This window comes from Rhizorhabdus phycosphaerae (genome assembly GCF_011044255.1).
Lineage (GTDB): Bacteria > Pseudomonadota > Alphaproteobacteria > Sphingomonadales > Sphingomonadaceae > Rhizorhabdus > Rhizorhabdus phycosphaerae.
Genome location: NZ_CP049107.1, coordinates 752,981 through 772,835 on the forward strand (window position 1 = coordinate 752,981; position 19,855 = coordinate 772,835).

The following is a 19,855-nucleotide window of genomic DNA, read 5'->3' on the forward strand; positions in this document are numbered from 1 at the left end:
GGAACGCGCGATGAACAACATCTCCGCCTGGGCGATCCGGAACCCCATTCCTCCGATCGTCCTGTTCCTGGGCCTGACGCTCGCGGGGCTGATCAGCTTCGCGCGGCTCGACATCAACCAGATGCCGGACATCAGCTTCCCCGGCGTCAGCGTCGAGATCCTGCAGCCCGGCGCCGCGCCGACGGAGATGGAGACGCAGATCACCCGGCGCGTCGAGGCGGCGGTGTCGTCAATCGGCAACGTCAAGTCGATCACCTCCTATGTCAGCGAAGGGCTCTCGGGCACCAATATCGAGTTCCAGCTCGGGACCCCGGTCGACCGCGCGGTCAACGACGTCCGCGATGCGGTTTCCAAGATCCGGTCCGAATTGCCCGAGGGCATTTTGGAGCCGGTGACCAAGCGCATCGACGTCGATGGCGGGCCGATCGCTTATTATTCGGTGGAGGGTCTCGATATGACCCTCGAACAGCTCAGCTGGTACACCGACAACACGGTGATCAAGCGGCTGCAGGCGATCGAAGGCATTGCCGGCGTCTTCCGCGGCGGCGGTGTCTCGCGCGAGATCCGTGTCGTGCTCGATCCCGCCCGGATGCAGGCGCAGGGCGTGACGGCCGTGCAGGTCAACAACATCCTGCGCACCACCAACCTCAATGCCGCTGGCGGGCGGGCCGAACTGGCGGGGGCCGAACAGTCGGTCCGCGTGCTCGGCAACGCGACCTCGGCCTATGAACTTGGCCAGACGCAGATTTCGGTCGCCGACGGGCGCACCGTGCGCCTGGCGGACATCGCCACCGTGCGCGATTCCTTCGGCGAGCAGCGCCAGATCTCCAAGATGAACGATCGTCAGGTGCTGTCGGTCGGCATCCAGAAGGCCAAGGGGGCGTCGGACGTCGAGGTCTATGACAATGTCGTCAAGGTTCTCAACGAACTGCGCAAGGAGAACCCCAAGGTCGAGTATAAGGAGCTCTATACGAGCGTCCTGTACACCAAGGAGCAATATCACTCCGCCATCGACGCGATGATCGAGGGTTCGGTGCTCGCGGTCGTGGTGGTGTTCTTCTTCCTGCGCGACTGGCGCGCCACGCTGATCTCCGCGATCGCAATCCCGCTCTCGGCCATCCCGACCTTCTGGTTCATGAGCCTGATGGGCTTCACGCTCAACACGATCAGCCTGCTCGCCTTGAGCCTGGTGGCCGGCATCCTTGTCGACGACGCGATCGTCGAGATCGAGAATATCGTCCGGCACATGCGCATGGGCAAGAGCGCCTATCAGGCCTCGATGGACGCCGCCGACGAGATCGGTCTTGCGGTCGTTGCCACGACCATGGCGATCGTCGCAGTCTTCCTGCCGGTGTCTTTCATGCCGGGCATTCCGGGCCAGTTCTTCGAGCAATTCGGCCTAACGGTCGCCGTGGCGGTGCTGATGAGCCTCCTCGTCGCGCGTCTGATCACGCCGATGGTCGCGGCCTATTTCCTCAAAGCCGAAGGCGTGAAGCAGCATGGCGGCGGGCCGATGATGGACCGCTATATCGGCGTGCTGAAATGGTCGCTGCGCAATCGCTGGAAGACGATCGGTCTCGGCGTACTCTCCTTCATCCTGACGATCGCGCTGTTCGCGACCACGCCGACCGAGTTTCAGCCGCCGCTCGACATCGATTACAGCTCGGTGAAGATCGAGCTAACGCCCGGCGCCCGCGTTGCCGAGGATACGCAGCGCGTGGCCGACCAGGCGACCGCGATCCTGCGCAGCCAGCCCGAGGTGCTGAACGCCTTCGCCGACATCGGCGACAATGGTGACACCCGTTTTGCGACGATCTACGTCACGCTCAAGCCTGCCAAGGACCGCGAGCGGTCGAGCATCGAGTTCGAACGCGAGACCGCGCCGCTGCTGGCGAAGATCCCTGATGCGCGCGTGAACTTCCAGTCGCAGAGCGGCGGGTTTGGACGCGACATAACGGTCATGCTGGCGGGCGACGATCCGGTCGTGCTTCAGCAGACCGCGAACACGCTGATCGGGCAGATGCGCAAGAGCCCGCTGATGCGCGATCCGCGCATCGACGGCGACATCCAGCGCCCCGAACTGATCATCAAGCCGCGCCTCAACCTCGCCGCCGATCTGGGCGTGACGACCGCCGCGCTGAGCAACGCGATCCGCATCGCGACGCTGGGCGACATCGAGCAGAACATGGCGAAATTCTCGCTGAGCGACCGCCAGATTCCGATCCGGGTTTCGCTGAGCGAGGATTCCCGTCGCGATCTCGCCGCGATCGAAAATCTGCCAGTGCAGACCAGCTTCGGCACCTCGGTCCCGCTCAAGGTCGTCGCCGACATTTCCTTCGGTGCCGGCCCGTCGAAGATCCGCCGCTACAATCAGGTCCGCCGCCTCGTCGTCGGCGCCGACCTGACGCCCGGCGTCGTCAGCGGCGAAGCCTATGGCTATATCTACAAGTCGACCATCATGAAGGCGCTGCCGACCGGCATCCGCGAGATCAAGTTCGGCGAGCAGGAAATGCAGGGCGACCTGATCGCCGGCTTTGCCATCGCCGTCGGCGCGGGCGTGCTGTTGGTGTTCGCAGTGCTCGTCCTGCTCTACAAGCGGGTGCTGCCGCCCTTCGTCAACATGGGCTCGCTGTTGCTGGCACCGCTCGGGGGAATCCTGTTCCTCAAGATCTGGGGCATGTCGATCTCGATGCCCGTCTATATCGGCCTGCTGATGCTGCTCGGCATCGTCGCGAAGAACTCGATCCTGCTGGTCGACTTCGCGATCGAAGAGATGCGGCGTGGCGTCGGCCGCACCGAGGCCATCCTCGAAGCCGCCCACAAGCGGGCCCAGCCGATCATCATGACCTCGGTCGCGATGATCGCGGGCATGTTGCCGATCGTGCTGGGCCTGTCGGGCGACAGCAGCTGGCGCGCGCCGATGGCGGTCTGCGTGATCGGTGGCATCGCCATGTCGACCCTGCTCACGCTGGTCATCGTGCCCGCCGGCTTCACCCTGGCGGACGATCTGGAGAAATGGATCGGGCCTAAGCTGGGCAAGTTCCTGATCACCCCCGCCGATCATGAGGCGAAGGCCACGCCACACGCCGCCGAGTGACGAACCGACGATGCCGCCTCCCGCGTCTCGCGCGGATCGTGGAGGCGGCGTTCGTTTCGGTTGAACTATCCGGCCCAACGGCCATTTAGACCGCATGAACATCTTCCAGGCGACCGGGCTCGACCGCTTCAATCCCGCGCAGGGCGGCGTGCGCGGCATGCGCGTCGTCGCCTCGGGCCTGCTCGTCCTGATGGCGGGGCTCTATCTGCTGGCGCGCTCGCATGAGGCACCGGGCGAACCCGCCGCCTGGGGCTATCTGCGCGCCTTCGCCGAAGCGGCGATGGTCGGCGGTCTGGCCGACTGGTTTGCGGTGACCGCGCTCTTCCGTCATCCGCTGGGGCTGCCCATCCCCCATACGGCGATCATACCGCGCAACAAGGACCGGATCGGCGACAATCTCGCCTCCTTCCTGCGCGTCAATTTCTTGACAGCATCGGTCGTCGCGCGGCGGATGCAGGCAGTCGACGTTGCCGCCGCGATCGGTCGGCTGCTCGCCCAGCCCCCCGCCCCCGGCCGCACCCGCGGCGGCATCGGCCGCGCGCTTGCCACCATCCTGGAATCGCTGGGCGACGACCGGCTGGGTGCGATGGTGAAGGGCGCGCTGGCGAGCCGGCTTAAGGCGTTCGACATCGCTCCGCTGATCGGCCGCACGCTCGATGCCGCGATCGTGGAAAATCGCCATGCCGAGATGCTCGACGGGCTGATCGGCTGGGCAAGCCGCATCCTGCTGCATAACGAGACGATGATCCACGACATGGTACAGTCGCGGACGGGCAAGTTCATGCGCTGGACCGGCCTCGACGAGAAATTGTCGGGGGCGATAGTCGAAGGGCTGCACAAGCTGCTGGACGACATGGCGACCGACCCCGAGCATCCGCTGCGCAGCAAGGCACAGGAAGGTCTCGAGCAGCTGGCCGAGCGGCTGCAAAATGATCCCGTCATGCGCGAGCGGGTCGCCGCGATGAAGGCGGAGATTCTCGCCAGCCCCGCAGTCGCCGCATGGCTCGACACACTGTGGCAGAATGCGCGGCTGAAGCTGATCGAGAGCGCGCGCAATCCCGATGCGGCGATCGGCGGGCAGTTCGGCGCGGCACTGCGCCAGCTCGGCCAGACGCTGCAGACGGACGCCCAGCTCCGACGGACGCTGAACCGTTTCGCACGGCGGATCACGGTCGGACTGGTGGCGGACTATGGCGACGGCATCGTCAAGCTGGTGTCGGATACGATCCGCGGCTGGGACGCGCGCACCGTGACCTCACAGCTCGAAAATGCGGTGGGGCGCGACCTGCAATATATCCGGGTCAACGGGACCATCGTGGGCGGCCTCATCGGCGTCGGCCTGCACCTGCTTTCGACGCTGCTCTGAGTCCGTCGGCGCCGCCCGTTCGTGGCGGCAGCGAATCGATCCCTGCGATGTTCGGGGTTGGCAATGCCGACGGCCGCGATCCTGTGCCTGTCAGGGCGAGACAGGCCGGCCGGCCTGGAGGGGGAGCAACCCTTCCACCCGGCACCCCCGATCATCGAGCCGCCGGCATCACCGCTTATGGTCATAGGACGATTAACCAGCGATGTGCCTGTAAACAATTGTAACTTTGGAAATACAATCATTTGCGCCCCGGTCGCATCCGCTAAAGCCATGTCGTCCCGAAGGGCGAAAGGGAGACATGAACATGGGTGGAGCAGACCCCGACACACTTGGAATCGCGTCGGCGCATAGGCATGAAGGCTGGGATGCCGACCAACGATCCCAGCAAGACATCGGGCGATAGCATGCGGATCGCCGTATTGGACGACGAGCCCGCAGCGCGCGCCTATGTCACGCAGACACTGATCGAGGCCGGTCATTTCGCCTATGAATTTCCCAACGCCCGCACGCTGATCACGAAGCTGCGGCAGGACACGTTCGACCTGGTGATCCTCGACTGGAACATGCCCGACAAGAGCGGGCCCGAGATCATCAGCTGGATGCGGGAGAATATGGACAAGCCGATCCCCTCGCTGCTGCTGACCAACCGCAACACCGACGAGGATATCGTGGCCGGCCTGAACGCCGGGGCCGACGATTATGTGATCAAGCCCGTCCAGCCGCCCGTGCTGCTGGCGCGGATCGCCGCCGTCCATCGCCGCACCGGCCCGCGCGAGGCGGTGGCCGCGAACGAGAGCTATGGCCCCTACACGCTGCACCCGGCGCGCCAGACGATCAGCGTCGAGGACGAGAATATCGTGCTCACCGCCAAGGAGTTCGAGCTGGCGGCGACGCTGTTTCGTAATATGCACCGCCCGCTGTCGCGCTCCTATCTTCTGGAGATCGTGTGGGGCCGCAACCCCGATCTGCCGACCCGGACGCTCGACGCGCATATCTCGCGCATCCGGGCGAAGCTGGGCCTGCGTCCGGAGCGTGGCTTTCGCCTGATACCCGTGTACAGCTACGGCTATCGGCTCGAAGCGCTCGAGCCCGAGACGGAGTAAGGCAGACATCGTGCGGAGCAGGTTCTTCCTCGGGGTAGCGACGGCGCTGGCGGTATGGGCTGCGGGCCCGGTCGCTGCGCAGGCGCCTGCGGCGGACCAGTATTTCCGCTACACGGTGCGTCCCGGGGATACGCTGTCGGGGCTCGCCCGCGACTATCTGGTGAGCGACGACTATGTCTCGATCCAGAAGCTCAACGCGGTCGCCGATCCGCGCCGCCTGCCGATCGGGTCTACCCTGCTCATCCCGCAGCCGCTGCTGCGGATCGAAACGATCGCGGGGGTCATCACCTCCTTTCGCGGCGCCGCGACGATCGACGGGCAGCAGGTCGAGGTCGGCACCCAGGTCCGCCAGGGTCAGAAGCTGGAGACCGGCCCCAATGCCTTCGTGACGGTCACCCTGCCCGACGGCAGCGCGATCTCGCTGCCGTCGCAGAGCCGTATCCATGTGTCGCGCCTGCGCCGGATCCTGCTGACCGGCAGTATAGAGCGCCGCTTCCGGCTGGAAGCGGGTCGCAGCCGCGCGACGGTGACGCCGATCCGCGATCCCAACAGCGATTTCCAGGTCACCACCCCCTTGTCGGTGTCGGCGGTGCGCGGAACCGACTTCCGGGTCGCGCTCGACGAGAGCGGCGAGAAGGCGCTGACCGAGGTCGTCGGCGGCACCGTCGAGGTCGGCAAGGATGCCGAGGACGAGGATGTCGCTCAGGTGCCGCGCGGCTATGGCGTGGTGGCGACCCCCACCGGGGTCGATAAGCCTGTGCCCCTGCTCGCCCCGCCCGGTCTCGACACGGTCGCACAGACCCCGACGGGGGGCGTGCTGATCACCGCCAAGCCGGTCGATGGCGCGCGCAAATATCGCTTCCAGCTGGCAACCGACATCGGCTTCCAGGCGGTGTTCGCGGATTCGACCGCCGATGCGCCGACGATCAGCTTCGAAAATCTCGCCAGCACGCAGTTCTTCATCCGCCTTTCGGCCATTGCCGAATCCGGCCTCGAAGGCATGCCTGCCACCTATGCGCTCGGCCAACGCGTCGGCGCCCTCGATCTGCCCTGGACCCGCGTCGACGAAGAGCGTCATGCGCATGTCGATCATCCTCGCCAGCCCACTTCAGCAGCCATGAGCGGCAATGCCCCATCGACAAGCGCAGACGGCACCGCCCCCACGTCTCTACGTTGAGTGGGTCGCCGTCGCGCTGGCTGCGACCGCGCTGGTCGTCGCGCTGGTGCTGGGGCGACTGACCGAGCGCCTCGATCACATCATCTATGACAATGTCCTGACGGCAGCAGGACGACCGCCCCCCGACGACATCGTGATCGTCGCCATCGACAATCGCAGCCTCCAGGCGCTGGGGCGCTGGCCCTGGCCGCGCAGGCTGCACGCGGCCGCGCTCGACCGGCTCGCCGAGGCCAAGGTCCGCGCGGTCGGCTATGACGTCCTCTTCGTCGAACCGACCGGGGAAGACGGCATATTGGCGGCGGCCGTCCGCCGCTCGCCGACCTATCTGCCGATGGTGATCGACGTGCCTGGCCCCAATGGCGCGCCTTATGCGATGGCCCTGCCCGCCGGGCCGCTCGCGGATGCCGCGACCGCCATCGTGCAGGTGAACCTCCACTTCGACGGCGACCGTGTCATCCGGCGTGCTTATCTGGAGGAAGGCGGGGAAGGCCGATCCTGGCTACAGCTCGCCGCCGTCATGGCCGGGCTCAAGCCCCAGGGCGGCGCGATCGGCAAGGATGGCCTGTGGCAGGCGCGGCCCGTCCTCATCCCTTATGGTGGCACTGCAGGCCATATTCGCACGATTTCCTTCGTCGACCTGATCGAGGGCCGCGTGCCACCGGAAATGCTGACCGGTCGCCACGTGCTGATCGGTGCGACCGCCGACGGCATGGGCGACAGCTATCCGACCCCGACATCCGGCGCGACCAGCCAGATGCCCGGCGTCGAGATCCAGGCACAACTCCTCGACGCCCTGCTGCGCCAGAAAGCGATAACGCCCGCGTCGCAGACCGTCACGCTGGTGACGAGTCTCGCTGCACTGTGGATCATGCTGCTCGCCTTCCTGCGCCTCAGCCCAGGTGCCAATGCCAATCTGGCACTTGCGCTCCTGCTGGCTTTGCCGCTCCTTTCCCTGGCGCTCTTCGCCTTCCTCAACTTTTGGTTGCCGCCATCGGCCGCACTCATCGCCCTGCTGTTCGGCTATCCGCTCTGGGGCTGGCGGCGACTGCATGCGATCAGCGGCTATATGACCGCCGAGCTGCGCATTCTGGAGTCCGAGAGCGACGCCCTGCCCCGCCAGCGCCGCGTGGGCGGCGAGCGCGAGATCACCTTGCAGACCAGTCTGCTCGGCGACGCGATCGACCGGCTGCGCGATCTTCGCCGATTCCTGTCCGACGCGATCGGCCGCCTGCCCGACGCCGTCTATGTGACCGGCCTCGACGGCACATTGGCGCTGTCGAATGTCGAGGGCCGCCGCCTTGCCCGCCGGCTGGGGCTCAAAGCCGAAACCGGCGGCGATGCCCGCCTGCTGATGGACTGCTTCCGCTCGGCCGACAGCGGCCACATCTCCCCCTTCGCACCCGATGCCCCGGCGACGGGCGCAGGCGAAGCGGTGACCGAGGACGGGGGCTGCTTCGAGATACGCTATGTCGCCCAGCGAGACGCGACCGACACTCAGGTCGGCTGGATCATCCGCGTCGTCGACATCAGCCCGCTAAAGCAGGCCGAACGTCATCGCGAGGAGGCCTTGCAGCTGCTGAGCCACGACATGCGCGCGCCGCAGTCGGCGATCCTGTCGCTGCTGCGTGGACCCGAAACGGGCGTGCCTAAGCCGATCGCGACGCGGATCGAGAATCTCGCCACCCACACGCTCCAGCTCGCCGAGGACTTCGTCCAGTTGGCCCGCGCCGAGGCGAAGCCGCTGACGATGGAGCCGATCGACCTGAACGACGTGACCATCGACGCAGCCGACGCGCTGTGGCCCACTGCCCGCGCGCGCGGCATCAAGGTGATGGTCGAGGGCGCCGACGACATGCCGCACATGGTCGACGGCGATCGCCAGCTGCTGACCCGCGCGGTCATGAATCTGGTCGGCAACGCGATCAAATATAGCGACGAGGGCATGGTCGTCCGCTGCGTGCTGGAGGAGCGCGACGAGCGCATCATCCTCGCGATCGTCGACCAGGGCATCGGCATGACCGAGGAAGAGCGGTCGCGCCTGTTCGAGCGCTTCCAGCAGGGATCGCGCGAGGGGATCGGCCTGGGCCTCGCCTTCGTCCGCACGGTGATCGGCCGGCATCGCGGGCGCATCGCCTGCGACAGCACGCCGCGCCAGGGCACCACCTTCACCATCGACCTGCGCAAGAGCGACTTCGACCCGTTCGCCGACGAGGAATAGGCCCGCGTCGCGCAACTGCGCTCTGATGACGCAACCATGACGGGGTCTTTTCGTTCTCCTTCCGACATTGGAGGAGAATGACATGACCGACGTTGCCAAGCTCAAGGAAACGCTCTGGAAAAAGATGAGCGACGGCCCCTATGTGATGGCGGGCCTTACCGGGGACAATCAACATTTCGAACCGCTGACGGTCATGCTCGACAAGGACCAGGTCGACCGGCTCTATTTCTTCATCGGCCGCGACAACCGTCTCGCTAAGGGCGGCAAGGCGATGGTTCAGTTCGTATCCAAGGGGCAGGATTATTTCGCCTGCCTCGCGGGCACCGCCACCGTCGACAATGATCCGGCCATGATCGACAAGCTCTGGGCCAAGCCCGTCGAAAGCTGGTTCCCGGGCGGCAAGACCGATCCCAACCTCGCTTTGCTGCGCTTCGACATCGCCGATGCCGAACTGTGGGAATCGGACATGTCGCTGTCGGGCAAGATCAAGATGCTGTTCGGCGCGAAGATCGAGCCCAGCGAAGAGGGCAGCCACGCCCGCGTTTCGACGACTGCCGTCAACAGCTGATCCCGCACGGCGCGATGATCGAACCGTCTGTCCGCCCCCGGTCGCGGGGCGTCGCTTGACGCCGGCGGTTCGCACCGCGCTGATCGGCACGGCAGCTTTATCGGCCTTCACGGCCATCGGCCTCGCGGCCTTCCCCTGGAGCATGCTCCGGGGGGAGGCCGAACGCCGTCTGTCGGACCATTATGGCCGTTCCGTCCGGATCGCGTCGCTTGAGCGGCTGGACGCCTTCTCGCTGAGCCCGCGCCTGCGCATACGGGACCTGACCATCCCTCAGGCTGACTGGGCCGGACCCGGGTCTACCGTTGCGATCCGCCAGGCCGATTTCGGCGTGTCCCTCCCCGCCCTGCTCACCGGACGCGCCCGTCTGCGCGACGTTCGCGTCGACGGGATGCGCCTCGACTTCGTCCGCTCGGCGGACGGCCGGGAAAGCTGGAAGGGCGTGAAGGCGAAAGCCTCGTCCGCCAGCGGTAGTGGCCCGATGATCGACGGCCTCAGCATCGCCGATGGCCGCCTCATCTATCGCGACGCCAAGCGCGACCGCACCTTGAACGCCGCCCTGACCGTGGACTCGGGCGGGCTGAAACTTGACGGGAGCGGCACCGTGCTGGGCGCTCCCGTGCGAATGACCGCCTCCGGCCCTACCGTGACGGGAACGTCTCCCTGGCCGTTCCAGGCCGATATTGCGGGCGCGGCGCTGACGATGCGGGCGAAGGGCCGGATGGATCGGCCGCTCGACATCCGCCACATGGCACTGACCGTCTCGGCGCGCGCCGCCAATCTTTCCTATGTCGATGCGATCATCGAGGCGGGCCTGCCCAGAACGCAGCCGGTACGGCTGGCAGCCCAGGCGCGGCGCGATGGCACCGACTGGGCGGTGACCGCGTTGAACGGCAACATCGGCCGCTCGCACATCGCCGGCGGTGCCACGATCCGCAAGCGGGACGGCCGCAGCATCATCGAGGGCGATGTCTATTCGCGGCAGTTCGACTTCGACGACCTGTCTGATGCGCGCGGCCGGGCGATCGCTGCGGCGAAGCGCGCCAAGGCGGGCCCGCGCGTTTTCCCCGATACCGCGATCGACCTTCACAATGTCGCGCGCACCGACGGACGGCTGACGCTGAAGGCGGACAAGCTGCTCTGGCCGGGTCCTTCTCCCTTCCGGTCGCTCAGCGGCACGCTCGACCTGCAGCACAGCCTGCTCCGCATCGACGACCTCAAGCTCGGCCTGAGCCACGGAACGATGGCGGGCAGCTTTCGCGTCGACCAGCGCAGCGGACGACCGGTGATGACGATGGCGCTTCATCTCAACAATGGCCGCCTGACCGACTTCGCACCGAACACGCAGGTCGACGGACGGCTGGATGGCCGGTTGCGCCTGACAGGCACGGGCCGCACGATCCGCGCCGCCATCGCCCGCTCGAACGGCCAGATCGGCATCGTCGCCCGCAACGGCGCCCTGCCCGCCCGCACCGCCGCGCTGCTGGGCCAGGACCTGCTAAAGGGGCTGACCCTCGACAAGGCGAAGCAGGCGAGCCTGCGCTGCGCGATCGTCCGCCTCGAAGTGCGCGGGGGCATGGCCACCGCCAACCCGATCCTGATCGACACCACCCGCGCGCGCACCGACATCAGCGGTAGCGTAAATCTGAACGGCGAACATATGATGCTGACGATGCGCGGCACCGGAAAGCAGGACAGCGCATTGAAGCTGCACGGCCCGATCACGATCGGCGGGACTCTCAAACAACCTCAGATCGCACTGCCCAAGGGCGGCCCTGTCGGCACCATTCTGAAGAGCATCGGACGTGCGATGGACGGGAAGAAGGAGCCGGTAGCGGGCGATGCGGCCTGTGGGGCGCTGACCAAGCGCGCGATGGCCGTGGGGTAAATGCCGCTAAGAATCAAATCATCGCCGCACAAGGCGATGAGACCCAGTTCACATTGGCGCTACCAGGATTAGAGAGCACGCTCGCCGAAGGAACCTGGCTGATCCAGGCTGATGCGGTGGTGACCCCAACGGGACTCGAACCCGTGTTTTCGCCGTGAAAGGGCGACGTCCTAGACCGCTAGACGATGGGGCCGTGCAGCGTGTGGCGGGCCGATTAGGGCAGGTGCCGGAGATGGTCAAGGGCGGTTCGTCGATATTGTGCAAATATCTCAGTCGGCCCAGGCGGCATCCTCGACGTGGAGCTCGGCGGCGGGGCGGTTGCCCCAGTCGTCGATCTTCGGGCGACCCGCGATCCACAGCGTCCGGTCGGCGCCGGCGCCCAGCAGCGACTGGCCCAGCGCATTGTCGGCCGCGCGGAAGGCGATCGTTTTGATCGAGCGGCCATCGCGGCCCGACACGACGGTGCGGACATGGCCATTGCCGACCACATCGGCGCGGATCACGCGCACGGCGCCCGCCGCGATACGCGGAGAGGGCCAGCCGGCGCCATAGGGGCCTCCGGCCTCCAGCGCCTCGACCAGCGACGGGGTGACCCCTCCGGGCGCCACCACCGCGTCGAGCAGCAGCGCACGGTCGTCGCGGGCGCGAGACACATCTGAGGCAAGGCGGTCGTCGAGGAAGTCGGCCAGCGCATCGACCCCGCCCGGCGCCACGGTGACCCCCGCCGCCATCGCATGGCCGCCGCCGGCAACGAGCAAGCCCATGTCCTTCGCCGCGAGTATGGCCGCGCCGAGATCGACGCCCGAAATCGAGCGGCCGGAACCCTTGCCGATCCCGGCCTCGTCGAGCGCGATGACGATCGCGGGGCGGCCGAGCTTTTCCTTGAGGCGCCCTGCGACGATGCCGATCACGCCCGGATGCCAGCCCGTGCCCGCCACGACGGGGACGGAGCGGTTCGCCAGCCGGTCGGCCATTTCCTCGGCCTGTTCCTGCACCAGCTTCTCGATCGTGCGGCGTTCCTCGTTGAGGCGGTCGAGCTCGGCGGCGATCACGCGCGCCTCGTCCCGGTCCTCGGTCGTCAGCAGGCGCACGCCCAGGTCGGACTTGCCGACCCGACCGCCGGCATTGATGCGCGGGCCCAGCGCGAAGCCCAGATCGGTGCAGGTCGGCGCGCGTTCGAGCCGCGACGCCTCGATCAGCGCGGCGAGGCCGATATTGCGGCGCCCGGCCATCACCTTGATCCCCTGCGCGACGAAGGCCCGGTTGAGCCCGCGCAGCGATGCCACGTCGGCGACGGTGCCCAGCGCGACGATGTCGAGCAGGTCCATCAGGCGCGGCTCGGGACGCGTCGCAAACCAGCCGCGCTGGCGCAGCACGCGGATCAGCGCGGCGCCGAGCAGGAAGGCGACCCCCACCGCCGCCAGATGGCCATGCGCGGCGCCCTCATCCTCATCCAGACGGTTCGGATTGACCAGCGCGAAGGCGCGCGGAAGGGCGACGGCGCATTTGTGGTGGTCGACGACGATCACCTCGATCCCGGCGTCGCTGGCCAGTTGCAGCGCCTCGAACGCCTGCGCGCCGCAATCGACCGTGACGATCAGGCGCGAGCCGCCCTCCCCGATCCGCAGCAAGGCCTCGCCCGAGGGGCCATAGCCCTCCATCAGCCGGTCGGGGATATAGGCACCCGCCTCCAGCCCCAGCATCCGCAGCAGGCGGATCAGCAGCGCCGCCGACGTCGCCCCGTCGACGTCATAATCTCCGAAGATGGTGACCTTCTCCCCCGCCTGCACCGCGTCGGCAAGGCGCTCGGCCGCGCGGTCCATGTCGCGGAAGATCGACGGATCGGGCATGAAGGCGCGGATCGTCGGGGTGCGGTGCGCCTCGATCGCGTCGCGCGGGCAGCCGCGCGCCATCAGAAGCTGGGCGACCAGATCGTCGGGTTCGAAATTGGCGTCGATCCCATCGACCGCCCCGCCCCGCCAATGCCAGGGCTGGCCGAGGATCGAACGGGTGACGTTGAGGACGGGGGATCGCATGCCGCTGCCTTAGCGCCTTGCCGCCCCCAAAGGAAAGGGCGCCCGCCGATGCGGTGGACGCCCCTTGTTTCTTGCCGCTTGCCCGAACAGGATCAGCGGGTCTTGCGGTGCTCGCCCTTGACCCAGCGGACGGTGCCAGAGGAGGCGCGCATCACGACGCTCTCGGTGGTCATCAGGCCGTTGGCGCGGCGCTTGACGCCTTCGAGCAGCGAACCGTCGGTGACGCCGGTCGCGGCGAAGATGGCGTCGCCCTTCACCAGGTCGTCGAGCTTGTAGATCCGGTCGAAATCGGTGACGCCCCAGCGGCGCGCGCGCGACTTCTCGTCCTCGTTGCGGAACAGCAGACGGCCCTCGAACTGGCCGCCGACGCACTTGAGCGCAGCCGCCGCGAGCACGCCTTCCGGCGCGCCGCCCGAGCCCATGTAGATGTCGATCGTCGTGTCGGGGTTGGTCACCGCGATCACGCCCGCGACGTCGCCGTCGGGGATCAGGACGATGCCGCAACCAAGCGAGCGCAGCTCGGCGATCAGCTTTTCGTGGCGCGGACGATCAAGCACGCAGGCGATGATCTCGTCGGGCTCGACACCTTTGGCCTTGGCCAGCGCCTTGACATTCTCGGTCGGGCTGCGGTCGAGGCCAACGATGCCGGCTTCATAGCCGGGGCCGATCGCGAGCTTGTCCATATAGACGTCGGGCGCGTTGAGCAGGCCGCCCTCTTCGGCGATCGCCAGCACGGCCAGCGCATTGGGCCCGGCCTTGGCGGTGATGGTGGTGCCTTCGAGCGGATCGAGCGCGATGTCGATCTTCGGGCCGGTGCCGATGCCCGAGCCGACCTTCTCGCCGATGTAGAGCATCGGGGCTTCGTCGCGCTCGCCCTCGCCGATCACGACGGTGCCGTCGAAGTCGAGGCCGTTGAACGCCTCGCGCATCGCTTCGACCGCCGCATGGTCGGCGGCCTTCTCGTCGCCACGGCCGATCAGCTTCGACGCGGCGATCGCCGCAGCCTCGGTTACACGCACCATCTCCAGAACGAGGACCCGGTCGAGGGCCTTGCTTGCCATCACCATCAAGGAATGCCTTTTCTGCTTATCGTTCGGCCGATGCGCTTAGGCGAGGCCGGTTACAAAGTCGAGAAGCCCGGCGCGGCCGGGCGCGCGATAACGATCAGTCGTCGAGAATGTGCATGAGCATCGGCTTGCCGGCAAGGCTCTGGGAGCCTTCCAGCCGGTCGAGCGCATCGACCACGGCCCGCTCGGGACCGACATGGGTGACCATCGCGATCAGCACATTGCCATCCTCCGACGCGCCGCGCTGGATGAGGCTTTCGATCGAGACACCCGCATCGCGCATCGCCGCGGTCAGCTCGGCCAGCACGCCCGGGCGGTCGGCGACGGTGAAGCGCAGATAGGCACGACCGCGACGGTCGCCCGCCTTTGCCGGGGCGGGCTTTGCAAGGGCCGCGACGGGCATGGCGAAGGCCGGCCCGGTCTCGCCCCGTGCGATGTCGATCAGGTCGGCGACTACCGCCGACGCGGTCGGCCCCTCGCCAGCGCCGCGCCCCTGGAAGAAGAGCTGGCCGACGAAATTGCCGTGCGCCACGACCGCGTTGAGCGAACCTGAGACATGGGCGAGCGGGTGGCTGAGCGGGACGAGGCAGGGGTGGACACGCTGGAACAGCCCCTTGTCGTTGGCCTCGCCATGGCCGACCAGGCGGACGCGATAGCCGAGAGCGGCAGCCTCGGCGATATCGGCGGCAATCACGTGGCGGATGCCGGTCACCGCGATCGAACCGAAGTCGACCGCCGTACCGAAGGCCAGGCTGGACAGGATCGACAGCTTGTGCGCGGCATCTACGCCGTCGATGTCGAAGCTGGGATCGGACTCGGCATAGCCCAGACGCTGCGCCTCGGCGAGGACCTCGGCAAAGCTGCTGCCCTTCTCCTCCATCTCGGAGAGGATATAATTGCAGGTGCCGTTGAGGATGCCGAAGACATGGCTGATGACATTGGCGGCAGCGCCTTCGCGCAGCCCCTTGATCACCGGGATGCCGCCCGCGACCGCCGCTTCATATTTCAGCGCGACGCCCTGCTTCTCGGCGATGGTGGCGAGTTCGATGCCATGATGCGCGATCATCGCCTTGTTGGCGGTGACGAAGGGTTTGCCCGCAGCCAGCGTCTCGCGCGCCAGCGTCAGCGCGGGTCCGTCGGCGCCGCCGACCAGCTCGACCACGACGTCGACGTCATGCGCGGCGGCCAGCGTCGTCGCATCGTCGACCCACGCGAAACGCGCGAGATCGATACCGCGATCGCGCGACCGGTCGCGTGCCGAAACCGCGACGACCTCGATCGGACGCCCGGCCCGGCGCTCGATCAGCGTGCGGTTCTCGTCGATCAACTTGACGACCCCGGCACCGACCGTACCCAGGCCCGCGAGCGCCACCCTCAACGGCTGCGACATAGCTATCCCCTGACTCACTGACGCCCGCGTCCTAGGGGCGAGACGGGTCAATCGCAACGCTACAATGTGCATCGCGTCGTTTCGCAGACATAATATCGTATTTTCAATCATTTGGGCGCATGGACCGGAACGAAGCCCGCTGCTGGCCCGTTCTACCTGCATCCCGCATCCGGGATGATCACAGGAGACGATGCCATGGGCGAGAATCGCCAGGGCGGCAACGACCGCAATCAGCAGATGGATCAGGACCGCGGCTCGCAGGGTCAGCAGGACCAGCAGCGCGAGGGCCAGATCGAAAAGCAGCGCCAGGACCAGCGCCGCGAACAGGACGATGCCCAGCAGGGCGGCAATCGGTCAGGCGGGCAGCAATCCGGTGGACAGGACCGGCTGCCGGATCGCGATCAGCAGCGCTGATCCTGCACTGGGAGAATTGACCTGCTCCCCACACCTACCAATCACCCTTTCCAATCGATCGAGGCTCCAGCGCATAGCGCCGGAGCCTCTTTCATTGCCGCGCCGGTCAGACCAGCTTGCGGTCGAGCGTGATCTCCGCATTGAGCAGCTTCGAGATCGGGCAATTTGCCTTCGCCTCGTCGGCGATGCGGCCGAACTCCTCCTCGTCGATCCCGTCGACCTGCGCCACCAGCGTAAGCGCCGAGCGCGTGACCTTGAAGCCGGCGCCGTCCTTGTCGAGCGAGATCTTGGCCTCGGTCTTCAGCTCGCCCGCAGTGTAGCCCGCACCCGCAAGGGCGAAGCTCAGCGCCATGGTGAAGCAGGACGCATGCGCCGCCGCGATAAGCTCTTCGGGATTGGTGCCCTTGCCGTCCTCGAATCGGGTGTTGAAACCATAAGGCTGGTCGGACAGGATACCCGACTGGGTCGAGACATGCCCCTTCCCGTCCTTGCCGAGACCCGAATAGGTGGCGGATCCGCTACGAACGATCATCACTTCTTCCTTTCATGTTGATGTCCGGCGCGACAACGCACGACGCAACCGAAGCGACCCCGCTGGCGTAGTGCGTCATATCCGATATGTGCGGAGGGATGATGACAAGACTGACCGTGGCGGGGCTCGCCCTTGTTCTGGGCGGGGCGCTGGCGATCGCGGCCTGTTCGCCGCTGCGTACCTTCGACGCAGTGATGCCCAAGGATGGCAGCAGCCGGAAAGTCGCCGGGGACGTCGCCTATGGCGAAGGCCCGCGCCGAATGCTCGACATCTATGCGCCAGTCGATCGGGCTTCAGGCGGCAAGCTGCCGATCATCGTCTTCTTCTATGGCGGATCCTGGGCGGACGGGACGCGCGAAGGCTATCATTTCGCGGGCCGCGCGCTTGCCGGTCAGGGCTTCCTGACGATCGTGCCCGATTATCGCCTGGTCCCCGAAGTGCGCTTCCCGGGCTTTCTCCAGGACTGCGCCGCCGCGGTCCACTGGGCCCGAGCCCATGCCGCGCAATATGGCGGCGACCCCGACCGGATCGTTCTCGTCGGCCATTCCGCCGGTGCCTATAATGCCGCCATGCTCGCGCTCGATCCCCAATGGCTGGGCGCGGATCGCGCCGCCGTGCGCGGTTTCGCGGGGCTGGCGGGTCCCTACGACTTCCTGCCGCTGAAGGGCGATGTCGTCGAGCGGACCTTCGGCGCCTGGCCCCGCGCGGACGAGACCCAGCCGATCCATTATGCCTCTGCCTCTTCGCCGCCGACGCTTCTGCTTCACGGCGGGGAGGACGGCACAGTCTGGCCGAAGAACTCGATCAACCTCTCGCGCCGACTGAAGGCGGCCGGCACCGAGTCCGAGCTCCGCGTCTATCCCAAGACCGGCCATGTCGGCATCGTCACCGGCCTCGCCAAGCCTTTCCGGGGCGACGTTCCGGTGCTCAAGGACATCGCCGCCTTCGCCCACCGGGTGACGGCGAAGTAGGTCGGATCAGCAAGGGAGTGAACGCTCGCCACGATCTTCAGCGCGGCAAGCTTCGCCAGGACAAAGCCCCCAAGGCCTAAGACGGCTGCGGGGCCTGTCGCTTCAATCAAGGGTGACCACCACTTTGCCAAAGGCGCCGTGATTGGCCCGTGCGTAAGCGGCCTCCGCCTGATCAAAGGGGTAGCTGCTGTCGATTACGGGCTTCAGCCCTTTGCTGACCATGAATTCCACGAGGTCTTCATGTTCCTTGCGCGAGCCGACCATCACCGCACTCAGGCGCAAAGCCGAGAAGATCAGGGGCAAGGCGTCGATCGTCCCGCCAAATCCATCGAGCGCCCCGATGAGGGCCAAATGCCCGTTCAGCCCCAAAGCGGAAACCGATTTCTGCAATGTACCCGCGCCACCAAGCTCGATCACATGATCTACGCCGGCGCCATTGGTCCGCTTGCGCAGTTCATCGCCCCATTCCGGGCACTCGCGGTAATTGATGGCATCGACGGCACCGAGCAATCGGGCTTGCGCGATCTTATCCTCGCTGGAAGACAGGACGATCGGCCGTGCGCCCATTGCTGCAGCAAGCTGAATCGCGAACAACGCCACACCGCCGGTTCCGATTACCGCCACGCTGTCACCCGGCTGGACGTTGCCGAGGGGGCGCAACGCAGACCACGCGGTAACGCCGGCGCATGGCAGACATGCGGCCTCCTCGTAGCTCCAATGGTCCGGAATCGCGACGACCCCACTTTCGGAAAGAACGACGTGATCGGCAAAAACGCCGGGTCCCCCAGCGCCCAATGCAGACAGAACGCCAGGCAGAGTAAGGCGTCCCGCTGGCTGGTTTTGCAGAAATGCAGACGCCACACGGTCGCCTGCCTTCCATCGCGTCACGCCTTCCCCTACTGCCACGATCTCGCCTGCTGCATCGGAGAGAGGCGTGAAATGGTCGGCGCCGTTGACCGGATAGGAAAGATCGCGGACGCCGATATCGCGCCGATTGATCGATACGGCGTGGACACGAACCACTATCTCACCGACGCCAGGCTCGGGTGTGTCGGCGTCGCTCCTGACGAGGTCGTAGCCGGCGGCGCTCCGGACGAGATGGTAGCGCCGATTGCGATCGTTCATGCTTTCCGTACCTTTTGTATAACGCAGGATCGAACGGGCGAACGCACCGCTCTGCCGTTCGGGCGTTGCGAGAAAAGCGGGGCCGATCAATTCGACCGGCACGCTCGGAAATTGTTGCCGTACCTTGCTCAACATCCCGTTCAGGGTGAAGGGATCGTCGCTCGCCTGCACTACGCGCACGGCGGTGCGGCCTTCTTTCAGGACCCTCGCCAGAACAGCGCCAAAGTCCTGAGCAAAGATCGCGTCGAAGGCCAGGTCGCGTCCCCGTCCGGCCACCAGCGCTCCAAGGGTCTCGGCATGGACGAGTTCGGGCACAGGATCGAGAAACAGCGAGCGCATCAGCGCGAATGTGTCGGTGATGTAGGTGCCATCGCGATCGACAGCCGGCACACTCGCCATGTCTTCCCGAGTCGACGCGCGCTCATCCTGATCAGCCATCATGACGCCCGACAATATCAGCGACAGACAGCGTTCGGGCACCATCGCCGCAATCTCGGCAGCGAAATGCGTGCCGGTATGATGTCCCACGAGATGGAAGCGATCGATACCGAGGGCATCGATCGCCTCAAGCAACCAGAGCCCATAGTCGCGCGCGTTCGGAGCGCCCTGCGGCGTGAAACTTTGACCGAAACCGGGAGTGTCCAGCGCCACAGATGCCTGCCCGGCACGCTCCAGATATTTCATGACGAGTGAAAAGCTTGAGGAGGAAACAGGCGTTCGGTGCAAGAGGATCACCGGCGTTTCGCCCACCCCTGCCCTGCATCCGTGAATCTGGCCGCCGGCTACGCAGACATAGAATTTCTTGCCCATTCCCGCTTGTCCTCGCAGCGCCGCCAGACGACTCTGCTTGCCGCCCCTATCGCGCCTGCAGAAGCGAGCAGTGCATAACATCCGACAGGTGGATCA

General features: G+C 66.4%; 14 protein-coding genes and 1 tRNA gene. 9 read left to right on the forward strand and 6 right to left on the reverse strand.

From position 1 onward, the window contains the following. Positions 1 to 10 precede the first annotated feature (10 nt). The 7 genes from G6P88_RS03515 to G6P88_RS03545 all read left to right on the forward strand — a co-directional run bounded on the left by G6P88_RS03515 (position 11) and on the right by G6P88_RS03545 (position 11,414). On the forward strand, positions 11 to 3,097 hold the full coding sequence (locus G6P88_RS03515; protein ID WP_165321858.1) for an efflux RND transporter permease subunit: 3,087 nt from the start codon (positions 11 to 13) through the stop codon (positions 3,095 to 3,097). Between the two features lie 94 nt (positions 3,098 to 3,191). After that, positions 3,192 to 4,463 (forward strand): DUF445 domain-containing protein, encoded by a 1,272-nt coding sequence (locus tag G6P88_RS03520; protein ID WP_165321859.1) that lies wholly within the window; start codon positions 3,192 to 3,194, stop codon positions 4,461 to 4,463. Between the two features lie 353 nt (positions 4,464 to 4,816). Then, positions 4,817 to 5,566 carry a response regulator transcription factor gene (locus tag G6P88_RS03525; protein WP_226946709.1) on the forward strand — a complete coding sequence of 250 codons (750 nt, stop codon included), beginning with the start codon at positions 4,817 to 4,819 and terminating at the stop codon, positions 5,564 to 5,566. 10 nt (positions 5,567 to 5,576) lie between these two features. Further along, positions 5,577 to 6,743 carry a FecR family protein gene (locus tag G6P88_RS03530; protein WP_165321860.1) on the forward strand — a complete coding sequence of 389 codons (1,167 nt, stop codon included), beginning with the start codon at positions 5,577 to 5,579 and terminating at the stop codon, positions 6,741 to 6,743. Then, on the forward strand, positions 6,694 to 8,961 hold the full coding sequence (locus G6P88_RS03535; protein ID WP_165321861.1) for a CHASE2 domain-containing protein: 2,268 nt from the start codon (positions 6,694 to 6,696) through the stop codon (positions 8,959 to 8,961). Before G6P88_RS03530 ends, G6P88_RS03535 begins: the two co-directional genes overlap by 50 nt. An 82-nt stretch (positions 8,962 to 9,043) precedes the next feature. Beyond that, positions 9,044 to 9,529, forward strand: coding sequence for a pyridoxamine 5'-phosphate oxidase family protein (locus tag G6P88_RS03540; RefSeq protein WP_165321862.1), 486 nt, complete (start codon positions 9,044 to 9,046; stop codon positions 9,527 to 9,529). A gap of 55 nt (positions 9,530 to 9,584) precedes the next feature. After that, entirely contained in the window at positions 9,585 to 11,414 is a 1,830-nt protein-coding gene (locus tag G6P88_RS03545) for an AsmA family protein (protein ID WP_165321863.1), read from the forward strand. Positions 11,415 to 11,531: 117 nt separating this feature from the next. On the opposite strand, the gene G6P88_RS03550 is transcribed toward G6P88_RS03545, so the two are convergent. From G6P88_RS03550 to G6P88_RS03565, 4 genes are all read right to left on the reverse strand, one after another. After that, positions 11,532 to 11,607: transfer RNA gene (locus G6P88_RS03550), tRNA-Glu, on the reverse strand. Positions 11,608 to 11,683: 76 nt separating this feature from the next. Then, a complete protein-coding gene (gene recJ, locus G6P88_RS03555; protein ID WP_165321864.1) occupies positions 11,684 to 13,450 on the reverse strand; it encodes a single-stranded-DNA-specific exonuclease RecJ in 1,767 nt (588 codons plus the stop codon). A 92-nt stretch (positions 13,451 to 13,542) separates the two neighbouring features. Further along, positions 13,543 to 14,517, reverse strand: a complete 975-nt coding sequence (glpX, locus tag G6P88_RS03560) for a class II fructose-bisphosphatase (RefSeq protein WP_165321865.1) — start codon at positions 14,515 to 14,517, stop codon at positions 13,543 to 13,545. Between the two features lie 97 nt (positions 14,518 to 14,614). After that, positions 14,615 to 15,907 carry a homoserine dehydrogenase gene (locus G6P88_RS03565; protein ID WP_165321866.1) on the reverse strand — a complete coding sequence of 431 codons (1,293 nt, stop codon included), beginning with the start codon at positions 15,905 to 15,907 and terminating at the stop codon, positions 14,615 to 14,617. 195 nt (positions 15,908 to 16,102) lie between these two features. Here G6P88_RS03565 and G6P88_RS03570 point away from each other — a divergent pair, with 195 nt between their 5' ends. After that, the gene (locus tag G6P88_RS03570; RefSeq protein WP_165321867.1) at positions 16,103 to 16,321 is read left to right on the forward strand and encodes a hypothetical protein; all 219 of its coding nucleotides are present in this window, start codon (positions 16,103 to 16,105) and stop codon (positions 16,319 to 16,321) included. A 106-nt stretch (positions 16,322 to 16,427) separates the two neighbouring features. Here the strand turns inward: G6P88_RS03570 and G6P88_RS03575 are convergent, their stop codons facing one another. Further along, positions 16,428 to 16,853 carry an OsmC family protein gene (locus G6P88_RS03575; protein WP_165321868.1) on the reverse strand — a complete coding sequence of 142 codons (426 nt, stop codon included), beginning with the start codon at positions 16,851 to 16,853 and terminating at the stop codon, positions 16,428 to 16,430. Between the two features lie 98 nt (positions 16,854 to 16,951). On the opposite strand from G6P88_RS03575, the gene G6P88_RS03580 reads away from it, so the two are divergent. Next, positions 16,952 to 17,824 carry an alpha/beta hydrolase gene (locus G6P88_RS03580; protein ID WP_165321869.1) on the forward strand — a complete coding sequence of 291 codons (873 nt, stop codon included), beginning with the start codon at positions 16,952 to 16,954 and terminating at the stop codon, positions 17,822 to 17,824. Between the two features lie 102 nt (positions 17,825 to 17,926). Here G6P88_RS03580 and G6P88_RS03585 read toward each other — a convergent pair whose 3' ends face one another. Then, positions 17,927 to 19,759, reverse strand: a complete 1,833-nt coding sequence (locus G6P88_RS03585; RefSeq protein WP_165321870.1) for an alpha/beta fold hydrolase — start codon at positions 19,757 to 19,759, stop codon at positions 17,927 to 17,929. Positions 19,760 to 19,855 lie beyond the last annotated feature (96 nt).